The 18,132-nt window shown below is 72.0% G+C and carries 17 protein-coding genes and 1 pseudogene; 12 read left to right on the top strand and 6 right to left on the bottom strand.

Annotated features, from left to right (window positions below; translation table 11 throughout):
- Positions 1-20 precede the first annotated feature (20 nt).
- The 4 genes from ABD236_RS32640 (at position 21) to ABD236_RS32625 (ending at position 3,860) form a co-directional block, all read left to right on the top strand.
- A complete protein-coding gene (locus ABD236_RS32640) occupies positions 21-1,880 on the top strand; it encodes a radical SAM protein (protein WP_344080497.1) in 1,860 nt (619 codons plus the stop codon).
- A complete protein-coding gene (locus tag ABD236_RS32635; RefSeq protein ID WP_344080494.1) occupies positions 1,877-2,596 on the top strand; it encodes a hypothetical protein in 720 nt (239 codons plus the stop codon). Before ABD236_RS32640 ends, ABD236_RS32635 begins: the two co-directional genes overlap by 4 nt.
- Positions 2,597-2,687: 91 nt before the next feature.
- Complete coding sequence (locus ABD236_RS32630) at positions 2,688-2,849, top strand: hypothetical protein (protein WP_344080491.1); 162 nt, start codon at positions 2,688-2,690, stop codon at positions 2,847-2,849.
- A gap of 57 nt (positions 2,850-2,906) precedes the next feature.
- Positions 2,907-3,860: an aKG-HExxH-type peptide beta-hydroxylase gene (locus ABD236_RS32625; RefSeq protein WP_344080488.1), complete on the top strand. Its 954-nt coding sequence runs from the start codon at positions 2,907-2,909 to the stop codon at positions 3,858-3,860.
- Here ABD236_RS32625 and ABD236_RS32620 read toward each other — a convergent pair.
- Positions 3,857-4,069, bottom strand: a complete 213-nt coding sequence (locus ABD236_RS32620) for a hypothetical protein (protein ID WP_425544009.1) — start codon at positions 4,067-4,069, stop codon at positions 3,857-3,859. The two genes, ABD236_RS32625 and ABD236_RS32620, sit on opposite strands and share 4 nt — an antisense overlap.
- Before the next feature lie 460 nt (positions 4,070-4,529).
- Here ABD236_RS32620 and ABD236_RS32615 point away from each other — a divergent pair.
- From ABD236_RS32615 to ABD236_RS32605, 3 genes and pseudogenes are all read left to right on the top strand, one after another.
- Positions 4,530-4,709, top strand: a pseudogene (locus tag ABD236_RS32615) (hypothetical protein); the annotation flags it as partial.
- Positions 4,710-4,803: 94 nt separating this feature from the next.
- A complete protein-coding gene (locus tag ABD236_RS32610) occupies positions 4,804-4,962 on the top strand; it encodes a DUF5993 family protein (protein WP_344080485.1) in 159 nt (52 codons plus the stop codon).
- A 1-nt stretch (position 4,963) separates the two neighbouring features.
- Positions 4,964-5,620, top strand: coding sequence for a disulfide bond formation protein B (locus ABD236_RS32605; protein WP_344080481.1), 657 nt, complete (start codon positions 4,964-4,966; stop codon positions 5,618-5,620).
- Between the two features lie 100 nt (positions 5,621-5,720).
- Here the strand turns inward: ABD236_RS32605 and ABD236_RS32600 are convergent, their stop codons facing one another.
- Together ABD236_RS32600 and ABD236_RS32595 are read right to left on the bottom strand one after the other, a co-directional pair.
- Positions 5,721-6,335 (bottom strand): hypothetical protein, encoded by a 615-nt coding sequence (locus ABD236_RS32600; protein ID WP_344080478.1) that lies wholly within the window; start codon positions 6,333-6,335, stop codon positions 5,721-5,723.
- Positions 6,336-6,406: 71 nt separating this feature from the next.
- Positions 6,407-8,188, bottom strand: a complete 1,782-nt coding sequence (locus ABD236_RS32595; protein WP_344080474.1) for a S8 family serine peptidase — start codon at positions 8,186-8,188, stop codon at positions 6,407-6,409.
- A 249-nt stretch (positions 8,189-8,437) separates the two neighbouring features.
- Between ABD236_RS32595 and ABD236_RS32590 the strand changes: the two genes are divergently transcribed.
- The gene (locus ABD236_RS32590; protein WP_344080471.1) at positions 8,438-9,166 is read left to right on the top strand and encodes a TetR/AcrR family transcriptional regulator; all 729 of its coding nucleotides are present in this window, start codon (positions 8,438-8,440) and stop codon (positions 9,164-9,166) included.
- Between the two features lie 37 nt (positions 9,167-9,203).
- On the top strand, positions 9,204-10,865 hold the full coding sequence (locus ABD236_RS32585; RefSeq protein WP_344080467.1) for an FAD-binding dehydrogenase: 1,662 nt from the start codon (positions 9,204-9,206) through the stop codon (positions 10,863-10,865).
- Positions 10,866-10,900: 35 nt separating this feature from the next.
- On the opposite strand, the gene ABD236_RS32580 is transcribed toward ABD236_RS32585, so the two are convergent.
- From ABD236_RS32580 to ABD236_RS32570, 3 genes are all read right to left on the bottom strand, one after another.
- Entirely contained in the window at positions 10,901-11,458 is a 558-nt protein-coding gene (locus tag ABD236_RS32580; RefSeq protein ID WP_344080464.1) for a hypothetical protein, read from the bottom strand.
- A 172-nt stretch (positions 11,459-11,630) separates the two neighbouring features.
- A complete protein-coding gene (locus ABD236_RS32575) occupies positions 11,631-13,169 on the bottom strand; it encodes an alkaline phosphatase (protein ID WP_344080461.1) in 1,539 nt (512 codons plus the stop codon).
- Positions 13,170-13,308: 139 nt separating this feature from the next.
- Positions 13,309-14,826 carry an LCP family protein gene (locus ABD236_RS32570; protein ID WP_344080458.1) on the bottom strand — a complete coding sequence of 506 codons (1,518 nt, stop codon included), beginning with the start codon at positions 14,824-14,826 and terminating at the stop codon, positions 13,309-13,311.
- A gap of 91 nt (positions 14,827-14,917) precedes the next feature.
- Here ABD236_RS32570 and tatA point away from each other — a divergent pair, with 91 nt between their 5' ends.
- The 3 genes from tatA to ABD236_RS32555 all read left to right on the top strand — a co-directional run bounded on the left by tatA (position 14,918) and on the right by ABD236_RS32555 (position 17,933).
- Positions 14,918-15,205: a Sec-independent protein translocase subunit TatA gene (gene tatA, locus ABD236_RS32565; protein ID WP_344080455.1), complete on the top strand. Its 288-nt coding sequence runs from the start codon at positions 14,918-14,920 to the stop codon at positions 15,203-15,205.
- Positions 15,206-15,296: 91 nt separating this feature from the next.
- Positions 15,297-17,081 carry a S9 family peptidase gene (locus ABD236_RS32560; protein ID WP_425544006.1) on the top strand — a complete coding sequence of 595 codons (1,785 nt, stop codon included), beginning with the start codon at positions 15,297-15,299 and terminating at the stop codon, positions 17,079-17,081.
- 87 nt (positions 17,082-17,168) lie between these two features.
- Positions 17,169-17,933 carry an SURF1 family protein gene (locus tag ABD236_RS32555; RefSeq protein ID WP_344080451.1) on the top strand — a complete coding sequence of 255 codons (765 nt, stop codon included), beginning with the start codon at positions 17,169-17,171 and terminating at the stop codon, positions 17,931-17,933.
- Positions 17,934-18,132 lie beyond the last annotated feature (199 nt).

The following is an 18,132-nucleotide window of genomic DNA, read 5'->3' as shown; positions in this document are numbered from 1 at the left end:
TCCTCCCCAGGAGTCCTCTGATGCCCGTCACCCGCACCGTGCCCATCGAACTGGAGAGTCTTTACGCCCCGCTGTCGAGCACCGGGCCGGAAACGGCCGTCTCCGTCATCCTCAAGCTCCGCGGGGAGACCTGCGACATCGACTGCCTGTACTGCTTCGAGAAGCGCAAGGAGTCACCGGGCGGCGGGAGGATCAGCGCGGCACAGGTCCACCGCCTCGGTTCGATCTTCTCCGGGCGTCCGCTCAGCGTCGAACTCCACGGCGGGGAGCCCCTGACCGCCGGCCGGGAACGGATCGCGGAGATCCTGGACGCGCTCGCCACACAGCCGAACGTCATCCGCGTGAGCCTCCAGACCAACGGCCTCCAACTCGACGGCTCCTGGCTGGACCTGTTCGAGCGGCACTACCCGGAACTGGAGATCGGCATTTCCCTCGACGGGGACGCGCTGGGGAACTCGTGGCGAGTGGGCTACGACGGCCGCCCCACCTACCCGCGAGTGGTCGAAGCCATGAAGCTCCTCGGCCGTCGGGAACGCCGCGTCGGCGTCATCTGCGCCGTCACCCCGTACGTCCTCGGCCGGGCCTCCGAGGTCATGGAGCACCTCGCATCCTTTCCCGCCGTGACGACGGTCAGCCTTGTGCCGTGCTTCGACGCGACGGTCACCCGGTCGACCGCAGTTATCGGATCTCGTGCGCCGACCAGTCGGGCACTCCAGCGAAGGGCCATCGGCCCCACCGGCCCGGCCTGGGCCGTTACGCCTCGTCAATACGCCGACTTCGTGTTGGAGGCCGCCCACCCCTGGGTCGCCGACGGCCTGTTCCGCCGCGTCAAACTGGAGCCCGTCGTCTCCGTCATCCGCCGTCTGAAAGGCCTGCAGACCCGTTCCTGTCACTTCTCCGACTTGAAGTGCGACCACGTCCTCACCCTCTATCCCGATGACCGCCTGGGAAGCTGTGACGAGCTGCCATGGCCGCAGGCCGGCCTGGCCGCGCTCGGCGACATACACGCCGAGGCGGACGTGGTCGGCGCTCAGGGCGGCTCTCCCCTGCTTCAGCAGGCACGCTCCCTGGTCACGAAGTGCACGACCTGCGACTACCGCGACACCTGCGGCGCAGGCTGCCCGGCGGTCCGCCTCCGCTTCGCCGCCGCGGGCGACGAAGACGCGTACTGCGACCACCGCATACGCCTGATCGACGGCGTCGCCGCCCTCCTCGCCCAGCCAGACCTCCCGCCGGGTAGCTCATGTTCCCGGTTGCGCCGGCGTCCCGTCCGCCCCAACACCATGCACCACGTCTCCGCCTTCCTGGCCCGTTGGGACGACCCCACCGCTCTCCGCTCGCCCGCACGCCTCCAGGTCAGCGCCAACGGGAACATCAACACTGTCGGCCTCCCCGGCGTGCACGAGGCAGACGATCTCGACCCCTACCACCCCCAGTGGTACGAGGGCATCGAGCCCGGCATCCGCCCGGTCGTCGAGGTGCTCACCTCAGGCTGGAACACCGTCACCTATGACAGCTGCCAGGGCCACGCCTACGCTGACCTCCCCGGAGCCGAGCCCCGGTCCCTCTCGGTCGGCATCCTGCCGCGCGACCGCGCCGAGTACGCGCGTACAGCGGCGCGCCTGTGCCGTGCCGCCAGCCGAGCCGAGTCCTCCCTGCCAGGGGCGTGTTCGCTGGTCCTCGGTCGCAGCGAACTCACGTGCCGCACGACCGGCCGGATCTATCCGACGCTCGACCTCCATCTCGTACCCGCTGCCGGCACCACGTTTGCCGAGTATTTCGAGGACCTCGCCCAAGCGGTGCACGTACTCACGGTGGCCCTGGCAGAAGCCGCTTCTGCCCCGCCCTCCCCCTTCTGCTCGTGCGGAGGCGGGCAATGATCCACATAGCCGAGACTCTGGCCATCCGCACTGTGGAGAGCTTCCTCAAGCCGGATGAGATCGAGCGACTTAACCTCGTCATGGACGACACGCTCGGCTCCCTCGGGCGCGACCGGTACGGCACGGCCCGCCGCACCACCATTCACGAGATCCCCGGTCACTCCCCCGCCGAGGCGCAGGACGTCTTCGAGCCAGCCGGCCGGATCGAGATGACCGACGTCCCGCACGAGGCGTGCGTCCTCCTGGACCAGGCCCTGAAGCTCCACATGGTCGCGATCACGCGCACGCTGCCGTCGGTCACGGGCCACCGGCCGTGGATCTACCTCGAATACGGGGCCGGCCAGTACATCACCCCACATGCCGACGGTATCGCCCCCGATCCCCTTGCCCGTCCCCGCCAGATCGCCGCCGCGACGGTCACGATCACGGACATCCAGGACACCGGTGGGGCGTTCTACGTGGAGACCACGGGCAACGACGCTGTCTGGTCCGCCGACGAGGCACCAGCCGGATCGGGTTACGCCCCGGGGATGCGCTTCGCACACGACGGGACAGACATGTCCTCCCCCTGGTTCCGCACCATGCCCTGCACTCGATGGAGCGTCGCAGCCGCTCCTGGCACGCTCGTGGTCTTCGGCAGCCAGCTCGTCCACGGCACCGAACCTGTCCGCGCCGGCCGCGTTCGCAAGTTCCTCACGCTCCTCGTCTCCGAGTAGGAGGCTTCGCGGCCATGACCGCCCCCCGCGGCCCGCCCCGCAGCCGCCCTTCCACCCAACCCACGGCCCCGACCAGAGGAGAGAGCGAGCAGTGGCAGAAGACAAGACGTTCGACGAGTTCCTGGAAGCAGTCGCCTCGCTGCACGACAGCGACCCCGTGCGCACCACCGCGCACACCTCCAACGCGGCCACCGAAACCTGGCTGGCCACCACGGTGCAGCACGACGCCGCTGAGCCCAGCGCCGAGTCCTGACCCGCCACGGGGCCGGGTCCATCCCGGCCCGGCCCCGTTCCACCCCCGGAGCCCCAGATGAGCGCTCTCTCCCCGGAAGCCCCGGTCGCCCTCGGCGGCATCGCCAACCACCAGCGCCTACAGACCAGCCGTATCGCCTCCGTACTCGGCAACCGCCTCGGCACATCCGCCCTCGACTACGCCGTGGCCCACCACCTGCTCGAAGGCGCCGAACACGCGGCGCGCGCCCGGCACGCGGACCGCCTCGCCTGGTACCGCCGTACGACGGTACGAGACCTGACCCACCTGTCGGCCGGCCCACACCTCGTGCTCAGCCCGTGTCCTGCGGACCTGCTCCGCTCAGAGATCTCCGAAACCGCGTACTACCTCATCGGCCCCGACACCAACCCTGCCGCACCCGAGGCCCTCGGCCTCGTTGGTGCCGCGATCGCCTCCGCAACCGAGCACGGCTTCGGGGCCCTGCTCACCCAGCACGCCCCCGTCATCTGCCTGCTCAACCATCGCCGACTCGACGAGACCCTCCACAGCTGGGCCCTCACTCGCCTCCCAAGCACAGTCTTCACGGACTACACCGCGCACCCCGAGGTGCTGGCCCGCGACCTCATCCACGAGGCCGCCCACAACTGGCTCAACGACGCCCTGGCCGCGCACGACGTGAGCCTCCCCGCCGACGTCACCTTCTTCTCCCCCTGGCGGGGAACTCCTCGTCCCGTCTACGGCTTCCTTCACGCCTGCTGGGCCTTCTCCCTCACCGTGATGTACGTACGGAAAGCACGGCGCAGCGCCACAGGCACCGTCGCACCCTTCCTCGACGCCTTCCTGCGCCAGCAGGCGGCCCAGTTCGCTGCTACGGCCGAGTGCTTGGATCAGGCCCTCGCATACATGCCGACAAGCGAGATCCGTGAACGCATCGGCCGAGCAGTCGGCGAGGTCTTGGGCCCGCATAGCAGCAGCCTGAGTTCGGTGGGGCTGGGGCAACCTTCTTGCGCAGGTCGCCTGACCAGCGGCTAAGCCTGCGCGGCCAGCTTCTTGCTGGCGGCGTCCAGACAGGCCAACACGCGGTCCCGGCCAAGCAGTTCCATGGACTCGAACAGCGGGAGTCCGACCACACCGATCGTCCTCAAGCGGGCGACGAGCGCGGCCCAGATCTCCAGTCTGCGGGTGCTGGTGAAGGAGAACGCAATGGTGGGCGGCTGCGAATTCGTCCTCTTCCTCCGCACGGACGACTCGACGGCCCGCATCGAGCACGCGTGCACCCAACACATCTGCCCTGCGGCGATCGGGTCTGCCAGGACAGATGTGAGACCCCGGGCGACTCGGCTCGACGGGACTCACCCTGGGAGCCATCTGGGAGCCGACCCGCTCCCCGAGTTCCCTCTCAGCCAGGTGGCACCAACCGATGCCACCCTTCCGACCTGTGGAAACGCCATCGAAGCTGGCAGGCTCGCCAACCGACCCTCATTCGGGACGAAGAGGTCGTGGGTTCAAATCCCGCCACCCCGACAGCTGAATCACCAGGTGGGCCGTCTACGGGAATCTGTAGGCGGCCCACCTGTATCGCGTGCTCCGGCACCGGCGGGCCGTTCCCGCGAATGCCCCGCCCGGCATGCCGCCCCCCTCTCATGGAGATGTCCGAGCCCTGGCGTCCACAGCCACCTCGCACGGGCCGTGGTCGAGATTCTCGCGGTGAGCGTGCTGGTGGACGCCACGGTCGTACGGCTGCTCCTCGTCCCCGCCGTCATGACCCTGCTCGGCCGGCACGCCTGGTGGACGCCCGCGTGGCTCGGGCGGCTGCTGCCCCACCTGGGTGTGGAGGGCACCGACGTCGACCGAGCCGCCCGAGACACCGACCTGGGCTGAGCCCGCCCGATACACCGACCTCGACTGAGCCGCCCGAGGCACCTCCTCGCGCGCCGCCCCCTCGCCTCCCCGCCCGCCCGCTAGCGTCCCGGCCATGGACACGCTCATCTTCGGGGGGCTGCTGGTCGTCGTCGCGGGGATCTGGCGGCGCGGGGTGGTGGGGGTCGCCGTGTGGTGGGTGGTGTTCGTCGCCACCTGCTTCCTGCTGGCGCACCACATCACCAGCGGGCTCGGCCTGGGGCTGAGTTACTGACATGGCCGACGACAGCGTCACGCCCAGCACCTCCCCCGTGCCCGTCGCGATCGACGAGCGGCGCGGGCTGCTCGGACAGGTGCAGTACTGGTTCGCCTGCCTCTTCGCCGTCGGCTGGACCGGGGTCGTGTGCGGTGGGCTCGCCGTGCAGTTCGCGCAGTGGGAGTACCCCTGCCCGCTGTGCATGGTGCAGCGGATGTTCATGCTGCTGGCCACGCTCGGGGCCGCGTACGTCGTACGGCACGGCATGACCGGCAGGATCTCCGGCAGCGACTACATGACCGGCTGGGGGCTCGCGCTCGTCGCCTGCGTGGGCGGCGGGTTCACCTCGTGGCGGCAGACCATGCTGCACATCCTGCCCGGCGACAAGGGGTACGGCAGCCCCGTCCTCGGGCTGCATCTGTACGTCTGGGCCTGGGTCCTGTTCGTGGCGTCGATCGTCGCCGTGGGCGTGGTCCTCGCCTTCGCGCCCGTCACCGCCGACCGCGTCCTGCCCGAGTCGCCGCACCGCGCGGTCGGGCGGGTCGTGCTGGCCCTCGTGGCCCTCGTCGTCGCGGTGAACCTGGTGGCCGTCTTCCTGCTCGAAGGACTGCACTGGTTCCTGCCCGACGACCCGGCGCGCTATCAGTTCTTCTACGACGTCCACCTGTTGCCCTGAGGCCGCGCGGGCGCATCATGGCGTCGGGCCCGGGCCACCCTCTTCGTGGCCCGGGCCCCCTCCCCTCCTTCTCTCCCGCCGGCGTGGCCGTCCGTCGTGGCTACTGCATCTGCCTCGACGCCTCGATCTCGATCCCCTTCACCGTCATCCGGTCGTCGTAGGCGACCCGGACGAACTGGCCGTCGCGGAACGCGCTCAGCACCCGCTCGATCACGAACTGACTCGGGTGCGGCAGCCGCACCTGGCGCCCGTTGACCACCAGCGTCATGACCGCCTCGATGCCCGGGAAGGCGGCGATGGGGGCCTGTACGGCGGTGGCGTACGCGACGAAGTACTGGGCCTGGGGCTGGCTTTGGGGCTGCATCTGCGGCTGGAGGTGCGACGGAGGCTGGCTCGGCTGGGCGCCCGGCTGCTGGCCGAACTGCTGGAGCAGCGACTGGAACGGCTGCTGCTGGCCGAGCTGGTGCAGCTGCTGCTGGAGGTGCGGCGGGACGCCTTGGCCCAAGCCCTGGCCGAATCCCTGGCCAGGCCCCTGGCCGGCGCCCTGGCCGTATCCCTGGCCCTGGGTCTGGCCGAAACCCTGGCCCATACCCTGGCCGGGACCCATGCCCTGCCCCTGCCCCTGCCCCTGCCCCTGCCCCTGCCCCTGCCCCTGGTCGAACTGCTGGGGCGCGTTCCCCGTCCCGCTCATTCCGATCGGTGCGAAGGACGTCATCTCTGTACCCCTTTCCCTCTCCCTTTCCCTTTTCCCTCTTCCGCTGGAAATCGGGCTGCCGTGGGCCTCGTTCACCTCTCTCCCGTCACCGTGACTCCCACGATCTCGTCGTCGTCGGTGTACCGGACGCGTACGGCGTGGCGGCCGCCCGCGAACGCCGTGTGGACCGCCATACGGACGTGCGGCCCGGGGTCGGTCAACGTACGCCAGGCCCCGTTCACGTACAGACGCAGTCGCGTGGGGCCCTCGTGCGGCCGGTCGGGCAGCAGGTCGTCCCAGAAGCGCTCCGCCAGGCCCTCGGTGATCCGCCGGGGCACCAGATGGGCCACCGCCGCGCGCAGGTCCGGGCGGGTGCCGATGCGCTGCGAGGGCGGGCGGCCCGGCGCCTCCCGCTGGGGCGAGCCGGTGCGGCGCAGCAGCTCGCGCAGGGGCTCGGGGGCCAGCGGCGCGAGGCCGGCCGTGCGCAGCATCCCCTGGAGCGCGGCGAGTACGCCCGCGACCTGCGCGGCCGCCGGTGACGTGCCGGAGAAGGCGTCGGTGTACCAGGTCTCCTCCGACTGGCCGCCCTGGAGCTCGCCCGGCCGGTTCCAGAAGCCGCCCGCCGTGGTGACCTCGTGGCCCCAGCCCTGGGCGTCCACCCGGCTGCCGAAGTTGGAGAAGCCGAGGCGGGAGCGGTCGGGGCCGTGGTCGCGGCCGTGGGTGCCCGGCGGCGGGGCGCCCGCGCCGACCAGGATCGCGCCGGAGGAGGGGGCCGCCGGGTCGAACGGGTTGCGCCACCAGGCCGGGAAGCCGTCCGGGCGCGACTCGTACAGAGCGTCGTCCAGGCTCTCCGCGCCGTTTCCGGCCGCCTCCACGACCACCACGCCGCGGGCCGTCGCGTACCGTACGGCCGCGTAGTCGTCGGGCCACCACTCCAGCGGGATGTGACCGCGCTGGTCGTCGTCGGCCGCGTACCCGAAGCGCGGGCCGGGGCGGTGCAGCGGGACCAGCAGGATGTCGCCGGGGGTGAGGCGGTCGGCGGCGCCGGTGATGGCCCGGGCCGTGCCGATGCCGTGGATCGAGGCGACCGCGAGGACGGCCTCCGGGACGATGCCGAGCGTGCCGCTGCCGGAGCGGCTGCCGCCGAGCACGCCGAGCACCCCGGTGCCGTGGTTGCGCCAGGCCAGGTCCTCGACCGGGGTGCCCGCGACGATCCCGGCGAGCTTGGGCCCGAGGTCGCGGTGGCCGAGCTGCCACGCCGCCTCGACGTCGACGATGCTCACGCCCTCGCCGGAGCCGCCCGCCTGGAGCCACGCCCAGGCCGCGTCCACGCCCTCGGGCGCGGGGCCCAAGTAGCCCTGGCGGCCGCTGAAGTCGGGAGTGGCGGCTCCTTCCTTCTCGCGCCGCCCCTCGTCGGGGCGCTCGTCCTCGGCGCCGAACGGGCCGGTCGCCGGGAGCGCGCTCGGCTTCACATACGCCGTGTCGATCCCCGGCAGTCCCGCGAGCCGGGAGGCGAGCTCCTCCAGGCGGTCCTCGCCGCCGCGCACACGGTGAAAGAGCGTGAGGTCGGGTACGCCGGCGCCGCGCCGGGGGAGCAGCGCCAGCGCCTCACGCACCCGGGCCTCACTGCCGAACAGCGGCTCCAGGGCCAGCTGTTGGTCCATCAGGAACATGTCCAGGGCGGACGAGCCCGGGGTCTCCTCGCCGAGCGGCGAGCCGTCGGCCGAGCCGCTCGCGGCGAGCTCCGGGCGCACGACCACGATGAGCTCGCGCTCGACGGGGTGGTACGCGAAGCCCGCGCCCTCGGGCCCGGGGTCCTGCGCCCCGGCCGCGCCGGCCGAACCGAGCGAGTCGCCCATCGTTGCCACTCCCATCCGTCGCCGTCCTCGGTGGGCGTCCCCCGGCGCCGCGGCCCTGCCGCCGGGGAGAACCCTGCTGCGGGGATCAGGACCTGTACAGGACGCAATCTCGACAAAGGGCGGGGCGGCCGAATCGAGGGGGCCGGATATGAGACACCCCGGCCGACGGGGCACACGACCAGGAAGTTCCGGGAGTGCCTGCTCAGACCCCTTGTCGATACGTTCACGTATCCGATACGTTCGCGTATCCAGGAGGAGGAACCCATGGCCGCACCGACCGCGCGGACCCAGCCGTCCGCGCCCCCGCCCGCGCCCGGGCGCGTCACCACGCGCCGCGCCCGCACCCGGCGGCGGCTGCTCGACTCGGCCCTCGAGGTGTTCGCCGAGGAGGGCTTCGGCCGCTCCACCGTCGAGCAGATCTGCGAGCGGGCCGGATACACCCGCGGCGCCTTCTACTCGAACTTCACCTCGCTCGACGAGCTGTTCCTCGCCATGTGGGAGGGGCGCTCGGACCAGCTGCTCACGGATGTGCGTGCCGCGCTCGCCGAGGTGTCGGCGGCGGCGCCCGAGGACGCCGTACGGGCCGCGCTGCGGGCCATCCCGGTGGACGACGCCTGGTACCGGGTCACCGCCGAGTTCACCGCCCACGCCCTGCGCAACCCGGCTCTGCGGCGGGTGATGGCCGCGCGGGAGCGGGCGATCCATGACGCCGTGCTGCCGGTGGTCGTGGCGGCGCTCGGGCGCACCGGGCACCGGGTGGCCGACGAGGACGCGCTCGGGCAGGCGCTCGTCGCGGTCCACGACGGCACCGCCGTCCAGGTCCTGCTCGACCCCGGGAGCGAGGCCGTCCGCGCCCGCCGCGAGCAGCTCTTCCTGCATGTGCTCCACGCGTACAGCACCCCGAGCGCCGAAGGCACTCAAGGCACCGCAGGCACCGCAGGCACTGAAGGCACCGAAGGCACCGAAGGCACCACCAGCACCGCCACCTCCTAACCCCCTCCGCGCCCCCGTCTACCCCCAGGAGACCGCCGTGAGTGACGACGCCGATGTCATCGTCGTGGGAGCCGGCCTCGCCGGGCTCGTCGCCACGTACGAACTCGTCCGCGCGGGCCGCAAGGTGCTCGTCGTCGACCAGGAGAACGAGGCCAACCTCGGCGGCCAGGCCTTCTGGTCGCTGGGCGGGCTGTTCCTCGTCGACAGCCCCGAGCAGCGCCGGATGGGCGTCAAGGACAGCTACGACCTGGCGCTCGCCGACTGGATGGGCTCGGCCGCCTTCGACCGCGACCGCGAGGACCACTGGCCGCGCCAGTGGGCGAAGGCGTACGTCAACTTCGCCGCCGGGGAGAAGCGGAGCTATCTGTACGGGCTGGGGCTGCGCGTGACGCCGACCGTCGGGTGGGCCGAGCGCGGCTCGGGCACGGCGGGCGGGCACGGCAACTCGGTGCCGCGCTTCCATCTGACCTGGGGGACCGGGCCCGAGGTCGTCCGGGTCTTCCGCGAACCGGTGCTCGCGGCCGCCGAGCGCGGCCTGGTGACCTTCAAGTACCGCCACCGCGTGGACGGGCTGATCGTCGAGGGCGGGGCGGCCGTCGGGGTGCGTGGCAGCGTCCTGGTGCCCTCGGCCGAGCCGCGCGGCGTCGCCTCCTCACGGGAGGAGTCCGGCGAGTTCGAGCTGCGCGCCCAGGCCGTCGTGGTCACCTCCGGTGGCATCGGCGGCGACCACGACCTGGTCCGCAAGAACTGGCCGGTCGAGCGGATGGGGCCCGCGCCGCGCTCGATGGTGACCGGGGTGCCCGCGTACGTCGACGGGCGGATGCTGGGGATCACCGAGGAGGCGGGCGGCTCGATCGTCAACCGCGACCGGATGTGGCACTACACCGAGGGCCTCAAGAACTGGGACCCGATCTGGCCCGGCCACGGCATCCGGATCATTCCCGGGCCCTCCTCGCTCTGGCTGGACGCGACCGGACGGCGGCTGCCCGCGCCGCTCTTCCCCGGCCACGACACCCTCGGCACCCTGAAGCACATCGTGGCGACCGGGCACGACCACACCTGGTTCGTGCTGACGCGGTCCATCGTGGAGAAGGAGTTCGCGCTCTCCGGCTCGGAGCAGAACCCCGACATCACCGGCAAGGACCTGAAGCTGGTCCTCTCCCGCGTACGCAAGGGGGCGCCCGGCCCCGTCCAGGCCTTCCTCGACCACGGCGAGGACTTCGTCGTGCGCCGCAATCTGCGCGAGCTGGTCGACGGGATGAACGCGATCTCCCCCGGCCCCAAGCTCGAACTCGACCAGGTGGAGAGGGAGATCCTGGCGCGCGACCGCGAGATCGACAACGGCTACGGCAAGGACTTCCAGGTCATGTCGATGCGCAACGCGCGCGCGTACTGGCCGGACCGCATCACCCGGGTGGCCAAACCGCACCGGCTGCTCGACCCGGCGCACGGGCCGCTCATCGCCGTACGGCTGCATGTGCTCACGCGCAAGACGCTCGGCGGTCTGGAGACGACGCTGGAGTCCCAGGTCGTACGGCCGGACGGCACCCCGTTCGACGGGCTGTACGCGGCCGGCGAGGTCGCCGGGTTCGGCGGCGGCGGGGTGCACGGCTACAACGCGCTGGAGGGGACGTTCCTCGGCGGCTGCGTCTTCTCGGGGCGCGCGGCCGGGCGGGCGCTGGCGCGGAGGCTGGCGTGAGCGGCGCGACCGCCACGTGAACTCGCCCCTGACGGCTACTCGTTGACGAGCACCGGGACGGAGAGGACCGCGCTCGCGGGGGTGCCGGTGAGCGCGCCCTTCGGTACGGCGGTGAAGTCGACGCCCGCGCCCTCCGCCCGGGGCTTGGCGTGTCCGGCGGTGCCGTGCGCGGCCTCGCCCGCCTCGCCCTCCTCCGCGTACTGGAAGGAGCCGGTGCCGACCAGCCGGCCGCGCTCGTCGTAGAACGCGGCGCGCAGCTCCAGCGCGAGGACGTCGCTCACGTCGGAGGTGATGGCGAAGTGGCCGGTGACGGAGGGCTTCCGCGTCGCGAGCGCGAGCTTGGTGATCCGCACCCGGTCGGTGAACGGGCCCTGCTCGACCCGCACTTCGCCCTTGGTCGGGACCTTGGCGAGGGTCGCTGCGGGGGCGGGGGCACCGCTCGGCGCCGGGAAGGTGACGGCCGGGGCCGCCGCCTGTTCGGCCCGGGCGGGCCGCTGCCCGGCGTCGGCCTGGTCGCCGCCGGAACCCCCGCAGGCCGTGGTGAGGGCCAGGACGGTCAGGGCGAGGGCGGCCAGACGGGTCGAGCGGTTCACTGGGTACTCCTGGGTCGGCGGGGCGGGGCCGGGAGAGGGTGGTCCCCCGGCCCCTGGCGGGGCGGCAGCGGTAGGTCAACCGCCCGTGGGATGCGGGCTGTTGGGCGGTGTTTCACGTGAAACAGTGCGTCCCGTTTCACGTGAAACATCCACGCCCGGCGGCCCTGCCGTGTCAGCCGCGCGGCGCCCGGCCGAACAGCGAGCGGTACATCTTGCCGTACAGCTCGGTGTTGATCTGGCTCGCCGCGAAGCGCTCGGCGCCCGGCCCGTAGGCGTAGATCGGGACGTCGGCGCCAGTGTGGTTGCCGGAGAGGTAGGTCAGCCACAGGCTCGCGTCGGGGCTGCCGTCCTTGACGCCCGCCGGGTCGTCCGGCGTACGGAATGTCGCCGGGGCGAAGTTCTTGGCGTCGCCGGAGCCGGCGCCGTTGAGGATGCCGGAGGAGCGGAACGGGTCCTTGGCACCCGACTTCTCGCGCGAGGGCGTCGAGTTGTTGGCCGGGTTGCCCGCGTCCGTGTTGGCGGGGGGCGCCACCGACTCGGCGTTGGTGTAGGTGCCCTTCTCGATGATGTTGAAGCCCGCGCACTCGTGGTCGGCGGTGACGACGACCAGCGTGTGCCCGTCCTTGCGCGCGAAGTCGTACGCGGCCTTGACCGCGTCGTCGAACGCCTTGACCTCGGCCAGCGTCTGGGCGGCGTCGTTGGCGTGCGAGCGCTTGTCGATCTGGGCGCCCTCGATCTGGAGGAAGAAGCCCTTCTTGGAGCGGCCGTCGAGCAGGTCGATCGACTTCTTCGCCATCTCGGCGAGGGTCGGCTCCTGCTTCTGCGGGGCGTCCGCCGGGAGCCCGGCCTTGGCCTGCTCGACGGTCAGGTTGCCTCGGTTGAAGAGGCCGACGACCTTCTTGCCCTTGAAGCCGGCCAGGTCGGACTTGGTGGCGACCTTCTGGCTGGCGGCCGTCTGGGCGGGCAGGCTCGGGTCGCCGAAGCTGCCGAGCACCTGGTAACCCTGGGCCTGGAGGGCCTTCTGGTCGTCCGGCTCGAAGCGGGCGAGGCCGCCGCCGAGGACGACGTCGGCGGTGCCGTTGCGGGCGATCTGCTCGGCGACCGGGGTGATGAGGGTCTTGTCCTCGGGAGCCTTCTCGTACGAGCCGTCGGCGTTCTTCGGCAGGCAGGCCGCGTCCGAGTAGACCGGGCCCTGGCAGCCACGCAGCAGCACATGGCTGAACTGGGCGCCCGGGGTGGCGTCGGTGACCTCGGCGGTGGAGACGTTGCCGGTGGCGAAGCCGGCCTTCTTGGCCTGCTCCATCAGCGTCGCACGGCGCTTCTCGTACGCGTCCACGCCGAGCGCGGCGTTGTACGTCTTCACACCGGAGGACCAGGCGGTCGCGGAGCTCGCGGAGTCGGTGACCAGCGCGGGCTGGTCGGTGCCCTTCTCCACGGCGTACGTGGCGACCGCGCCGGTGAAGGGCAGGCGCTCCATGTTCAGCTTGCCCTGGGCGCCGTAGTAGCGCTCACGGCCGGCGGTGACATGGGTGCGGCCCATGCCGTCGCCCAGCAGGTAGATGACGTTGTGTATCTCCTGGCCGTGGCCCCGGAACGGGCGGGCGTCCTGCTGCGGGGCGGAGTTGGCCGTGACGGCACTGCCCGCCGCGACGGCGGAGGCCAGCGCCACCACCGTCAGCGCCTTGCGGCGCTTGTGTCCCATGGATCTCATGGCGGCGAAGCTATGAGCCGAAAATGAACGAGTTGTGAGGCGCGGGCGTACGGCGGACGAACGGCTTTGCGCTTCCGTGGTGAGGCCGTGGGCCGGGGCCCGGCCGTGATCTCTGACCAGTGTGCGCTTCCTTCAAGCACTATCCGTACGAGAGTCCTGAGCAGATGTCGTCGTCTGCCGAGCGGGCCTTGTCCGCGACCTCGGAGGGGACCTCGGAGGGGGTGGCGGCAGGAGTGGCGGCCTGTGCGGGGTCGGCCGCGTACGTCGAGCCGAGGACGACGGTGAGTCCCGGTGCCTTCGCCGGGCGCAGCAGCGCGCCGGGGAAGCGCTGGGCGAGTGCGTCGGCGTGGGCGCGGTCGCCGGGCCCGTACTCGATGACGGTGTGGACGAAGTCCTGGGTGGCGGCGGTCGCCGTGCCGGTCACCGTGTAGCCGCCCGCCTTCAGCATGTCGGCGGCGCGGGCGGCCAGACCCTTGGTGGTGGTGCCGTTGTGGACGGCGACAGAGACCCCGGCGCCGGAGGCAGGGGCGCTCGGGGCCGGGTCGGGCTTCACGGAAGGGGACTTCTGCTCGCCGCCCGCGTCCTTGCCGTCGACCGTGCGGTCCGCGCGCAGGGCCGCGAAGAGCGCGTCGGCCTGCGGGCGCACGATGGCCACGCGCGCGCCCTCGTACCGCCAGGGCAGGGTGACGAACTTGGTGTTGTGCAGGTCGATGCTCTTCATCGACATGGCGAAGGAGATCAGCTTGTCGGCCGAGCCGAGGCCCGGGTCGACGGTGAGGGAGCCGGTCGCGGCCTTGGCGAGCGGGAACAGGGTGGTCGGGTTGAGGCCCTGGCCCTTGACCTTCTTCATCAGGCTGGCGATGAAGGCCTGTTGGCGCTGGATGCGGCCGATGTCCGAGCCGTCGCCTATGCCGTGCCGGATGCGTACGTAGTCGAGCGCCTTCTGACCCGAGACGTCCTGGACGCCCTTGGTGAACAGCCGCTCCCCGCGCGCGTGGCGGTTGGGGTTGAGGTCGCCCTCGTAGATGTCCTTGGGCACACAGACCCGGACGCCGCCGACGGCCTCGGTCATCTTGGCGAAGCCCGCGAAGTCCACGACGACGGTGTGGTCCACGCGCAGCCCGGTGAGCTTCTCGACGGTGTTCTGGGTGCAGGCCGGGTTGCCCTTGGCGGTGTCGCCCACGGAGAACGCCGAGTTGAACATCACGTTGTGCCGGGTCCGGGTCCACTCGCCGCTGGGCAGCTTGCAGGGCGGCACGTCGACCAGCGTGTCGCGGGGGATGGAGATGGCCGTGGCGTGTTTGTGGTCGGCGTGCACATGCATCAGGAAGGCGGTGTCCGAGCGGCCGATGTCACCGCTGCCGTGGCCGTACTGGACGTTGTCGCCCGCGCGCGAGTCCGAGCCGATGACCAGCACGTTCTGGCCCTTGGCGGAGGCTGCCGGGCGGTCGCCGGAGACCCCGCCGTCGTCGAAGGTGCGGATGTCGCCGTTGAGCTCGAAGTAGAGCCAGCCGACCCCGGCCACGGCGAGCACGAGCAGGGCCGCCAGCAGGGCCAGCACCAGGCGCACCTTGCCGCGTCTGCGCCGCCGGGGCACGCCGACGGCGCCTTTCCGGCTCCCGCCGCGCGCGCTTCCCGCTTTGTGGCTCCCTGCCATCCGTACGCCCCATCCGTGTCCGTTTGGTTGTACAGTTGCGCAATGTAGCAAGTCTTGCTGAGAGAGCCGCCAGGAGTGGAAGGACGACGGGATGTTCCTGCGCAATGGGCTGGAGCCCTGGCATCTGCTGATCGTCGCCGTGGTGCTGATCCTGCTGTTCGGCTCCAAGAAACTGCCCGACACGGCCCGGGCCCTGGGCAAGTCGCTGCGGATCCTGAAGAGCGAGACGCGGGCGATGAAGGAGGACGCGGCGGCGGGCGGGGCGGGCGACGGTCCGGCCGCGACGCCGACGGCGGTCGACCGGGCCCCGGCCCCGCACGCCTCGGACGCCGCGCACGTCTCAGACGCCCCGCACTCCTCGGACGCCCCGCGCCCGTAGCCGCGCCGCCCGAGGCGCTCTGCATGTTCATGCACAGAGTTGTCCACAGGCTGCGGACGGCGGGGGCGGGTTGTCGGCGCGGCGGCGCATGATGGGGTCCATGAACGAGATGCCGGAGTGGGAGAAGCGGTTCAGGGCGCCCAGGGTGGGGCTCCCCGACTGGGCGGAGGACGCCCCGGACCGCTCGCTGTTCGTGTCGAACGCGACAGGGACGTACGAGCTGTACGCATGGGACCGCGCCACCGGCGCCCAGCGCCAGGCGACGGACCGGCCGAACGGGACGACGGACGGGGTGCTGACGCCGGACGGCGAGTGGATCTGGTGGTTCAGCGACACGGACGGGGACGAGTTCGGCGTGTGGATGCGCCAGCCGTTCGGCGGGGGCGACGACGAGCCCGCCGTGCCCGGTCTGGAGCCGTCCTACCCGGCGGGCCTCGCGCTCGGCCGGGACGGCACGGCGGTGGTCGGCCGCTCCACCGACGAGGACGGCACCACCGTCCACGTGGTGCGGCCCGGATCCGCCCCCGTGGAGATCTACCGGCACCGCGAGTCGGCGGGCGTCGGCGACCTGTCGTACGACGGCACGCTGATCGCCCTTGAGCACACCGAGCACGGCGACGCGATGCACTCGGCGCTGCGCGTGGTGCGCCTCGACGGGTCCACCGTCGCCGAGCTCGACGACAGCGAGGGCGGCACCGAGGAGCTCGGCCTGGAGGTGCTCGGCTTCGCGCCGCTGCCCGGCGACACCCGGCTGCTCGTCGCCCACCAGCGCCGGGGCCGCTGGGAGCCCATGGTGTGGGACGTGGCCTCCGGCGAGGAGACCGACCTCGCGCTCGAACTGCCCGGCGACGTGGTGGCGGAGTGGTACCCGGACGGCTCGGCGCTGCTCGTCGTCCACAGCTTCGAGGCCCGCAGCGAGCTGTTCCGCTACGACCTGGCGGCGGCCGAGCTGGTCGAGGTGGAGACCCCGGCGGGCTCCGTCTCGGGCGCCACGGCCCGGCCCGACGGGACCGTGGAATACCTGTGGTCGTCGGCGGCGCGCCCCTCCGAGGTGCGCTCCACCACCGGCGCGGTCGTCCTGGACCCGCCCGGGATGAAGGCGCCGGGCTCGGTCCCGGTGGAGGACGCGTGGGTGGAGGGGCCCGGCGGCCGGATCCACGCGCTGGTGCAGAAGCCGGCCGGGGCGGGCCCGTTCCCGACGGTCTTCGAGCTGCACGGCGGCCCGACCTGGCACGACAGCGACGCGTTCGCGGCGGGCCCGGCGGCCTGGGTCGACCACGGGTACGCGGTGGTGCGCGTCAACTACCGGGGCTCCACGGGATACGGCCGGGAGTGGACGGACGCGCTCAAGCACCGGGTCGGGCTCATCGAGCTGGAGGACGTGGCGGCGGTCCGGGAGTGGGCCGTGTCGTCCGGCCTCGCCGACCCGTCCCGGCTCGTCCTCGCGGGCGCGTCCTGGGGCGGCTATCTGACCCTGCTCGGCCTCGGCACCCAGCCCGAGGCCTGGTCGCTGGGGCTCGCGGTGGTGCCGGTCGCGGACTATGTCACGGCGTACCACGACGAGATGGAAGCCCTGAAGGCGATGGACCGCACGCTGCTCGGCGGCACTCCGGAGGAGGTGCCGGAGCGCTTCGAGGCGTCGTCGCCGCTGACGTACGTGGACGCGGTGAAGGCGCCGGTCTACATCTCGGCGGGCGTCAACGACCCGCGCTGCCCGATCCACCAGGTCGAGAACTACGTGGACCGGCTGGCCGCGCGGGGCGCGGTGCACGAGGTGTACCGGTACGACGCGGGGCACGGGTCGCTGGTGGTGGAGGAGCGGATCAAGCAGGTGCGGCTGGAGCTGGAGTTCGCGGGGAGGCATCTGGGGGGCTGACGCGGTGCGGGGCGCGGCGGCGGGCCGGGCCGCCGACCGGGGCACCCCGCGCCCCGGGACCCCGAAGGGATTCCGTACCGTGGTGGTGTGTACCGGTTCCTGCTGACGCCCCGCTGGTGGGGGATCAACGTCTTCGTCGTGCTGGCCATCCCCTTCTGTGTGTTCATGGGGTCCTGGCAGCTCGGCCGCTTCGAGGACCGCGTGAAGTCGCACAATGCGGCCGACGAGCGGCCCGACCCGGCCGAGCAGAAGGCGGCGCCGCTGCGCGAGCTGCTGCCGGTCGACCAGAAGACCTCGGGCCGTACGGCGAGCGCGTCCGGGCGGTACGGGGAGCAGTTCCTGGTGCCGGACCGCCGGGTGGACGGGCGCAGCGGCAGTTACGTCCTGACGCTGCTGCGTACCGACGGGGGCAAGGCGCTGCCCGTGGTGCGCGGCTGGCTGCCCTCCGGGCGCCCGGCGCCCGCGCCGCCGGCCGGCGAGGTCACCGTGGCCGGGGCGCTCCAGGCGTCCGAGACGCCCGGGACGGACGGGGTGAACGCCTCGGGCGGGCTGCCGCGGGGACAGCTCGGGATGATCAGTGCGGCGTCGCTGGTGAATCTGGTGCCGTATGACGTGTACGACGCGTGGGTGACGCTGTCGGTGGCGGATTCGGGGATGACAGCTGTGCCGGCCGTCAAGCCGCAGAACACGGGCCTTGATCTGAAGGCCTTCCAGAACCTCGGTTACACCGGGGAGTGGTTCGTCTTCGCCGGGTTCGTGGTGTTCATGTGGTTCCGGTTGCTTCGGCGTGAAGCGGAGGCGGTGGAGGACGCGGAGCTGGGTCTGACGCCCGAGCCCACCGGTACGGGCTGAGTTTGGCCCGGGTTTTGTCTGCGGCTGAGTGGTGGGTTGCCCGCGCCCCTTCTTGCGCCCGGCCTTCGTCTGCGGGTAAGTGGCCGCTTCTCGCGCAGTTCCCCGCGCCCCTGGGTCGTTCGTCGGCTGCGAGCCGGTGGACGGTTGCTCGCGCAGTTCCCCGCGCCCCTCAAAGCCTGCGGCTGAGCTGAGTTCTTCG

Origin of the sequence: Streptomyces crystallinus (assembly GCF_039521265.1) — a bacterium.
Lineage (GTDB): Bacteria > Actinomycetota > Actinomycetes > Streptomycetales > Streptomycetaceae > Streptomyces > Streptomyces crystallinus.
Note: the sequence above shows the minus strand (reverse complement) of the source record. Positions and strands in the feature narration are given on the sequence as shown.